Source organism: Tabrizicola sp., from assembly GCF_036781545.1.
Classification (GTDB): domain Bacteria; phylum Pseudomonadota; class Alphaproteobacteria; order Rhodobacterales; family Rhodobacteraceae; genus Tabrizicola.
Window position 1 is genome coordinate 1 of the sequence record NZ_DAIQAT010000144.1, and the last position, 8,806, is coordinate 8,806.

Genomic DNA, 8,806 nt, shown 5'->3' on the forward strand with positions numbered 1-8,806 from the left:
TTCCGCAGCATCATCCTGCCGCTGCGCGATGCCGGCATGACGCGGGAAGAGGTGGCGGAGATGACGCCCTATCTCGAATCCTTCCTCGCCAATCTGCGCGCAGGGCGGGTGGGGCTGGCCACTGAACCTGCGCCGCGCGCCATCGAGGCCGATGACCGTGCCGCGGTGCAGGCCAAGGCCGACCGGATCAAGCCGGTTGCGGCGGACGAGGCGAATATCCGGGCCACGCTGCCGCTTCTGCTTCCCGAGCAGCAAGACGACGTGCTGAAGGTGGAACGCCGCTTCTCCAAGCCCGACGGGCACGGCATGATGATCACCAACGGCACCGGCACGGGCAAGACCTTCTCCGGGGGCGGGGTGATCAAGCGCTTCGTCCAGATGGGCAAGGGGGATATCCTGATCGTCGCCCCGTCGGAGGCGGTCATCGCCGGATGGACCAAGGCCCTTTCCGCGCTGGACGTTCCCGTGAACCAGTTGCGCGACACCAAGGACGCCGGTCAGGCGGTGACCATCACCACCTATGCCAACCTGCGCGACAACGATGCCTTGGCTTCCCGGTCCTTCGATCTGGTCGTGACGGACGAGTCGCAGAACCTCATGTCCTCGCAAGACGGGGCGGTCACTGGTGCGCTCCAGAACCTGCGCGCCATCACGCACCGGCCCGCCGATCTGTGGCGCAAGTCGCGGATGCGTCACGCCAAGGAGTGGGAAGCCTACAAGGCCATGAGGGACGGCGAGGCCAAGACGGCGGTGTATCGCCGCCTCAAGTCGCGCGAAGAGGCGGAGGTGGCGCGCTGGGCGCAGGAACCGCGCTCCAAGGTCTTGTTCCTCTCCGCCACGCCCTTCGCCTATGACAAGGCGGTGGACTATGCCGAGGGCTATCTCTTCGACTATCCCAAGGATGGCCATGTCGGGCGCAGCCGCCAGAGCGGCCAGAACCTGTTCATGGTTCAGCACTTTGGCTATCGCATCCGGTATCACAAGCTGACCAAGCCCGAGGCGGCGGTGGATAGCGCCGTGTTTGAGCGTGAGTTCCATGAAAAGCTGAAGCGCGATGGGGTGCTGTCCGGGCGCAGCCTTCAGGTCGATGTGGACTATGACCGCAAGTTCGTTCTGGCCGCCGACGGATTGGGAACCCAGATCGACGCCGTTCTGAAGCATGTGTTCGAGGGGCGCAGGAACGCGGACAAGGCGATTGCCGACGGCTATCAGACGCTGGAACGGGAGATCAGCCAGAAGTTCAACTACCTCAAGCGGATGCAGCTTCTTGAGGCGATCAAGGCGCGCGCCGCAATCCCTGACATCGAAAAGCACCTCGCTCTGGGCCGGAAGGTCGTGGTGTTCCATGACTACAACGTCGGCGGCGGGTTCAACCCGTTCTCCAACATCGCACCGGCAAATGATGCCAATGCCATCGCGGCGGCGGCCGATCTGATGGCGGCTTTCCCCGACCTCAATCGCATGAAGTTCGCCAGCTATGCCGCGCCGGTTGATGCCCTGCTCTCGGCCCTTGGCAAGCGGGCCCGCGCCTTCAACGGCACAGTGCCCCAGAAGAAGCGCCTCCAGAATCTGGCCGACTTCAACACCGACGGCAGCGGCGCCGACGTTCTGGTGGTTCAGTCCGACGCGGGAGGGGCTGGGATTTCGATGCACGATCTTACCGGCACCCACCAGCGCGTGCTGATCAATCTCGGGATGCCGACAAAGCCGACCACCACCTTGCAGGAAGAGGGGCGCATCCTTCGCGTGGGCACCGTCACCAATGCCCCGTTCCGGTATTACACCATTGGCACCGCATGGGAGCGCCGCGCCTTCGCAACCCGCATCGCGGAGCGCAGCGGCACGGTCGAGAACCTTGCGCTGGGCAATGAGGCGCGCGACCTCCTGACCGGCTTCATCGAGGCATACGAGGCAGCGGAAGCCCTTGAACCCGGCCCGGATGATGGCAAGGGGGGCAAGGAGCGGGACCGCAAGGCCAATGTCACCAGCCCGTTCGAGAAGGCCAAGACCCACTATTTCGGGCGCACCAAGACCACCGGGCGCCGTGATCAGCGCGACGGCATCGACTTCTACCCGACGCCGGAACCGCTTGCCCTCAAGATGGTCGAATGGGCCGGTATCCGCCCGAATGAGCGCGTCCTTGAGCCTTCCGCCGGGGATGGTGCCATCGCGCGCTATGTGCCGGATTTCGCCGATCTGACGATGGTCGAGCCATCCTCTGACCTGTCCAGCCGGGCCTTGCTCAAGGCACCACATGGCAAGACGGTGGAAAGCACGTTCGAAAGCTACCACCTGGTCAACAAGGCGCATGTGATCGTGATGAACCCGCCCTTTGGCTCGGGCGGCGCAACCGCGATGCAGCATCTTGCCAAGGCGGCGAAGCACCTGCGGGCCGGGGGGAGGATCGTGGCTCTGATCCCGACCGGCCCCAGCGCGGACAAGCGCTTTGATGCGTGGTGGGAGGGTGATGACGCGAAAGGTCTGAGCCTTTCCGCAGAGGTGGCGCTTCCGGCTGTTGCCTTCGAGCGGGCCGGAACCAGTGTGATGACGCGCGTGGTGGTCATCGACAAGCCCGCCGAGGGGCAAGAGGTGGCGCCGGATACCCAGCGGCTCAACTTCGCTGGCGCCCGGTCGATCAACGAGTTCTTCGACCGGCTGGAGCAATACGATGTGCGCCGCCGCCCCGATCCGGTTCGCGATGTGGTCGAGGAGATGGAGGCCGAAGGTCAGGACGCCACGGCGCCGATGCCGCAGCCTGTGCAGGGCCCGCCGCTGGCGGCCAAGGCTGATGCCTTCAAACTGGCACAGGTGAAGCACGCCAAGACGGGCGCTGACCTGTTTGTCGCCACGATCCGCGACAAGGTGGAGCGGGAGGAATACGCCGCCGTCCTGGCCGTCGCCAAACAGCACGGCGGCTATTATTCCAGCTTCCGGGGCAACGGCGCAGTCCCGGGCTTTCAGTTCAAGAGTGAGGCGGATCGTCAGGCATTCCTTGATGATATGCAGAAGCCGACGGCGGGTTTTGCGGAGACCGCCTATCATGGGACGCCGCATGACTTTGACCGGTTCAGCCTTGATGCCATGGGCACGGGCGAGGGCGCGCAAGCCTATGGCTGGGGCCTGTATTTCGCGGGCAAGCGCGCGGTTTCGGAGTGGTATCGGGACAAGCTGTCCCGGGTATCTCTGCGGATCGACGGCGAGGAAATCCCGCCGTTCCTGTATGGTCCGCAGTCCAGCGACATCATGCAGCGCACGCAAGAGTATCTTGCGGACAAGCCCCCATCGCGCCCGGAAGGGGTTTCTGAAGAGGCGTGGCGTGACGGTGCCGTTCTATTCCGCATCTCCCTTAGAGCCGTGATCGGCAATCTGCGTGACAAGATCAACTCCACACCGGGCGACGACGTTCAGGATCGCCTGCGCGTCTATCGGGAAACCAAGCTGGCGCAATACAAGGCTGCGGAACAACGAGCATTCCCGCCTGACATGGCGGAATACGCTGCACATCTGGCCGCCATCGACTGGCTGGCGGCGCGTGTCACCAAGGTCAATCCGGGCCGCCTCTTCACCGTAGACATTCCCGGCCAGGAAAGCCTTCTGGATTGGGATGCGCCGCTGTCGGAGCAACCCGCAGCGGTTCAGGCTATCATTGGCGCCATGGACGCCGCGCCGGACAAATCGGTGTGGGATGCCACTACGGGGCAAGACTTCATTGACCAACTGACCGTCGATGCGATGGGCGATGCTGCCTTCATGCAAAGCACCCGCGAACGGGCGGCGGCGAAAGCAGAGGCGCGGCGCATGGCATCCGAGGCCCTGCGTGCCGCAGGAATCCCAGGCCACCGCTACCTTGACGGCTCCAGCCGCAACGCTGGCGAAGGGTCTTACAACTACGTCATCTACGATGACCAAGCCATCACGATCCTTGAAAAGCAGCAACGCGCCCAGATGGTCCGCGAGGCCGCCACCTCAACCGAGGAAATCATCCGCCTCATGCCGCGCCTGCGGGCCGAGCTGGACCGTCTCGACCTGAAGCGCGTGCGTCTGGTGGCGGATTCTGATGCCCGCGACTGGCAGGGCATGTTCCATGTCACGGGCGACGGCGCGCTTGAAATCGTGATCGGTGCCTCCATGGACCCGATGGGCACGCTGCACCACGAGGTGATCCACGCCCTGCGCACCATGAACCTGTTCACGCCGGAAGAGTGGCGCGCGCTGGAGCTGGCCGCAGAGCGCGGCTGGGTCGCCAAGCACGACATTGCGGCGCGCTATCCCGACCTTCTGCCGCATGAGCAGATCGAAGAGGCGATTGCGGAGGAGTTCAGCGAGGCGCTGGCGGCCCGGAAGTCGCCAAAGGGTTCGGCGCTGGTCACGGCGTTCAACAAGATCGCCCGGCTGCTTCGCGCGCTGCGCAATGTGCTGAACGGGGCGGGCTATCAGACCGCAGAGGACATCTTCGGGCGCATTCTGGCGGGGGAGATCAGCAAGCGGCAGGCTGGGAATACCGGTATGCGGGCGAGCAAGTTGGCGCAGGCGCCAAAACCAAACGTCGATGCGTTCGAGGCGGCCTTGAAGCATGACCTTGGGCTGCGGTCCCTGTCGCTTTTTGTCACCCGAAGCGGTGACTTGAAGCTGAACATGCTTGCGGTGGGCAAGGATGAGCAGGGCCAAGGTATCGGCACCAAAGCAATGTCGCGGATCGCGGAATTTGCCGACCAGAACGGGTTCCGCCTGATCTTGTCGCCGGGGCTGCGCGACGATGGGTTTGGAACTACGTCGCGCGACCGACTGGTGAATTTTTACAAGCGGTTCGGCTTTGTGGAAAACAAGGGGCGCCGCAAGGACTTTAGCATCAGTGAGGGCATGTATCGCGATCCGGCCCGCAACCGCTTCCAGCGCCCGCAGGCCGTCCGCCCCCTGTCGGCGCAGGCCCGCGCCCATCGCAACACCGGCATGGGCGGGGCGCTGTTCATTCCCGACCGCCGCGTCTGGGAGGAACTGACTCGCGCCACGGCGCCAATCTGGGCGCGGCTGCGCAACGGCGCGGGCGGCATGAGCGATGGTATCGACCGTGCCCGCGTCTACATTCAGGATCGCTTCCTTCCCGTCCTGCGGGCTCAGGAGGCTATTGAGCGGGCCACGGGCAGGCGCCTGCCGCCGGAGCAACGCGCCTACACCGCTGAAACCACCTTCAGCGGCAAGGTCGGGCGCCATCTGTTCGAGGTCGATGAGGATTTCGTCAAGCCGATCATCCGCCTTATCGCGGCCAGCAAGGGCCGCCTTACCGCAGAGGCAGTCGGGGAATGGCTCTATGCCAGGCACGCCATCGAACGCAACGCGAAGATTGCCAGCATCAACCCGGCCATGCCGGATGGCGGTTCCGGCATGACCAACGCCGAAGCCAAACAGATCCTTGCCGACGCGGCGGCCAGCCCTGATGCAGCGCGACTGGTCGAGATTGGAAGCCTGATCGACAAGCTGCGCGAGCGGACCCTTTCCCTGCGCGAAGATGCCGGGCTGATCACGCACGACGAGGCCAGCGACTGGCGTAAGATGTATCGCCACTACGTTCCCTTGAAGGGATTTGCCGAGACCGATCATGCAGAGGCCGTGCTGGACATCACCGGCATCGGCAAGCGGTTCAACGTTCGGGGCGGGGAAAGCCGCCGCGCGCTGGGGCGCAAGTCCGAGGCATTCAACCCGTTGCAGGCCGCTTTTACGCAGGCGCAGGAAGTGGCGATCCGCGCCGAAAAGAACCGGGTTGGCCAGAGCCTGCACGAATTGGCAAAGGATTACCCATCGAAGGCGCTATGGGAGGTGAAGAAACCGGCCCAGAAGCGGTATTTCAACCGCTCCACGGGGCTGGTCGAAACCCGTGTGGAAGACCCCGTTTCCATGATCCTTGCCCCGAACGAAATGGCTGTGAAGATCAGCGGTGAGGAACACCGGATCATCTTCCATGACGAGCGGCTTGCGCGTGCGGCCGGAACCGTCGGGGCGGATCAGATGGGCCAAATCACCCGCCTGCTGTCGATGTTCTCGCGCTTCTGGTCCATGACTCGGACCATGCTGAACCCGGAATTTGCGGTGGCCAACGCCTTCCGTGACTTCCAGACCGCGCAGTTCAACATTCAGGCCTTCGGGGAGGGTGACAAGGGCGCCATCGCCAAGGCCATGCTGCGCGACTGGCGCAAGGCCTTGTCCGGGTCGTGGCGCGCGCAGGGCAACCGATATGATTCCGTCTGGGCCAAGCACTACCGCGAGTTCCAGAAGGCCGGGGCGCAGGTCTCGTTCTGGACCATCGAGCAACCCGAAACCGCCAAGGAAGACCTCGACCGGCGCGTGCGTCTTGCCAGCGGCACCATGGCGGCCCGCGCCTTGAAGCGTCTCACGTCGCCCCGGGCCATCCTGTCAATGCGTGACAACCCTGCCTTGGCCATGATCGAGCGGGCCAACATTGCGGTGGACAACGCCATTCGCCTTGCCGCCTTTGTCGAGGCCCGCAAGCGTGGCTGGGCGGTCGAAGATGCGGCATTCCTTGCGAAGGAGCTGACCGTCAACTTCAACCGTCGCGGGGAAGTGGGGGCGAACATGAACGCGCTCTACCCGTTCTTCAATGCCGCGGTTCAAGGCTCGGTTCGGACCATCAAGGCCCTGACCTCGCGCCGCGTGGCGCTGATGGCGCTTACCTCCATCGCCGCCGGGATGCTGAACGATCTGCTGAATGCCTGGCTGTCTGACGAGGACGACGACGGCCAGCTTTTCTATGACAAGGTGCCGGAATACCGCAACGAGCGGAACTTCCACATCGTCGGCTGGGGCACGGGGCAGAACCCGGCTGCGGTGCCAATGCCCTACGGTTACAACATCTTCCCCTATGCCGGACAGAACCTTGGCAAGGTGGTGCGGGGCGTGAAGTCGCCATCTGAGGCGATGGGCGATGTCGCGGCGGCGCTGTTCAATGCGTTCTCCCCGGTCAACGGGGGTAGTAGCACGACGTTTGTGTCGCCGTTCTTCACTGACCCACTGATTGAGATGGGTGAAAATGCCGACTGGACCGGGACGCCGATCTATCCCCGTTATCCCGCTGTCGGCGCCCCGGATTCCGAGGTGTATTTCGCCGGGGCCTCCGAGGCATCCAAGGCCATCGCGTCTTTCCTGAACTCGGCAACGGGCGGTGATTTCCGCGAAGCGGGATGGATCAGCGTTTCCCCCGAAACGATTGACCACCTGTCTGCCTTCGTGACTGGCAGCGCCGGGGCGTTTGTGGGGCGCACCTCCGATCTTCTCGCCAAGACCCTCAAAGGTGATGTGGCCGATATCGGGATGAGGGACATTCCGATCCTGCGCACGCTCACGTCTCCGGTCGGCCCTTGGATTGATCGGGATCAGTTCTATTCCGCCAAGGCAGCGGTTCAGGATGCAAATGCCGACGTGAAAGCCTATGCTGGCGCTGGTCAGGCCATCCCCCCCGAGAAGCAAGCCATGGCAGACCTTTATGACGACATGCTGGAGGCGGAACGGGAAATGAACGGCAAGGGCGATTGGAACCAGAGCAAAGCGGGGGCCATCCCGCAACGCCCCGATGCGGTGGTGATGAAAGAGTTCAACCGGAAGTATCTCGTGGTGATTGGCAAGGTGAAGCCATGACGGGCGTCTATTGGTCCCTCGGCGGGATGCTGGCTGCGCTCATCGCGGGGTATACCGTCGGCTGGCAGCACGGGCATGACAAGGCATCCCTTGCGGTCAGGGCCGCAACGCAGGTCGTGGTCGAACCGTATCCATTCGCTAACGTCTGTTCCGAGATGCTGGAGGCGGCCTGGTCTGTCCAGCCCGCGCCATCGCCGCACGACTGAGGCGACTTGCGCCATGTTCCGGCCTGCGTAGCGGGCCGCCTCAGCCCGCGCTTTTGATCAAGCACGGGAGAAACCCAAATGGCGACCCAACACGATACCGTGTCCGTCACCCTGTCCGCCACCACCGGCACGGGCGGCACCTTCACCGCGTCCTACCCCTCGGCCCGCAGCGCCGAAGATTATCTCGGCTCGGTGAACCACGAAATCCATTCCACGGCCTATCGCTCTCTGTTCGCCAAGGCAGGCGATTTTTCCGTGACCTTCGGCGCGTCCAACATCACCGTTTCGATCCTGACCGGGATTTCTCTGGTGATCGGCAGCGTGCTGACCCTCCTGCTGGACCGGGCCCAGATCGACGCCGGCAAAGGTGAGGTCGTGACGCTGGCCAACGATGGCAAGATGTCCCTGCAAACCCTGACGAAGATCCATCTCGGCACTCCGGCAACGGCGGATGCTGACGGCTTCGTCGCTTCGCAGAACCTGACCGCTGCGGGCGTCTTCTCGGTCAACACCACCTTTGCCGCGGCGAAGGCGGCGGCGGCCCTCAATGGCTCCGCCGATGTGCCCCGTAACGTCGTGGCGGCATGGACCGGAACGGCTGTTCTGACCGTCACCGGCACGGATGAGTATGGCAATGTTGTGCGTGAATCCTCGGCCAGCGGCACGACATTCACGGGCAAGAAGGCGTTCAAGACCGTGACGGCCGTTTCGGTCTCGGCCGATGTGACCGCGCTGACGGTCGGGACCGGCACTGTTCTTGGCCTGCCGGTCTATCTGGCTGACGCGAGCGATGTTCTGAAAGAGATCATGGATGATGTCGCGGCCACGGCCGGCACGCTCGCGGCGGGCATCCTGACCACCCCCAGCGCGACCACGGGCGACGTGCGCGGCACCTATGCTCCGAACTCGGCACCGAACGGGTCGCGGAAATATGAACTGATCGCGGCGCTGCG

Annotated in this window: 3 protein-coding genes and 1 pseudogene; all 4 read left to right on the forward strand. The window is 63.9% G+C overall.

Annotated features, from left to right (window positions below; genetic code table 11):
- Window positions 1–60 precede the first annotated feature (60 nt).
- Window positions 61–534, forward strand: a pseudogene (locus tag V7Q39_RS20635) (DEAD/DEAH box helicase family protein); the annotation flags it as partial.
- Between the two features lie 627 nt (window positions 535–1,161).
- Window positions 1,162–7,647 (forward strand): GNAT family N-acetyltransferase, encoded by a 6,486-nt coding sequence (locus V7Q39_RS16720; protein WP_333817750.1) that lies wholly within the window; start codon window positions 1,162–1,164, stop codon window positions 7,645–7,647.
- Window positions 7,644–7,853, forward strand: coding sequence for a hypothetical protein (locus V7Q39_RS16725; protein ID WP_333817751.1), 210 nt, complete (start codon window positions 7,644–7,646; stop codon window positions 7,851–7,853). The genes V7Q39_RS16720 and V7Q39_RS16725 overlap by 4 nt, the downstream gene beginning before the upstream one ends.
- 78 nt (window positions 7,854–7,931) lie before the next feature.
- Window positions 7,932–8,806, forward strand: an 875-nt coding sequence (locus tag V7Q39_RS16730) for a hypothetical protein (protein ID WP_333817752.1), incomplete at its 3' end; no start/stop codon positions are given.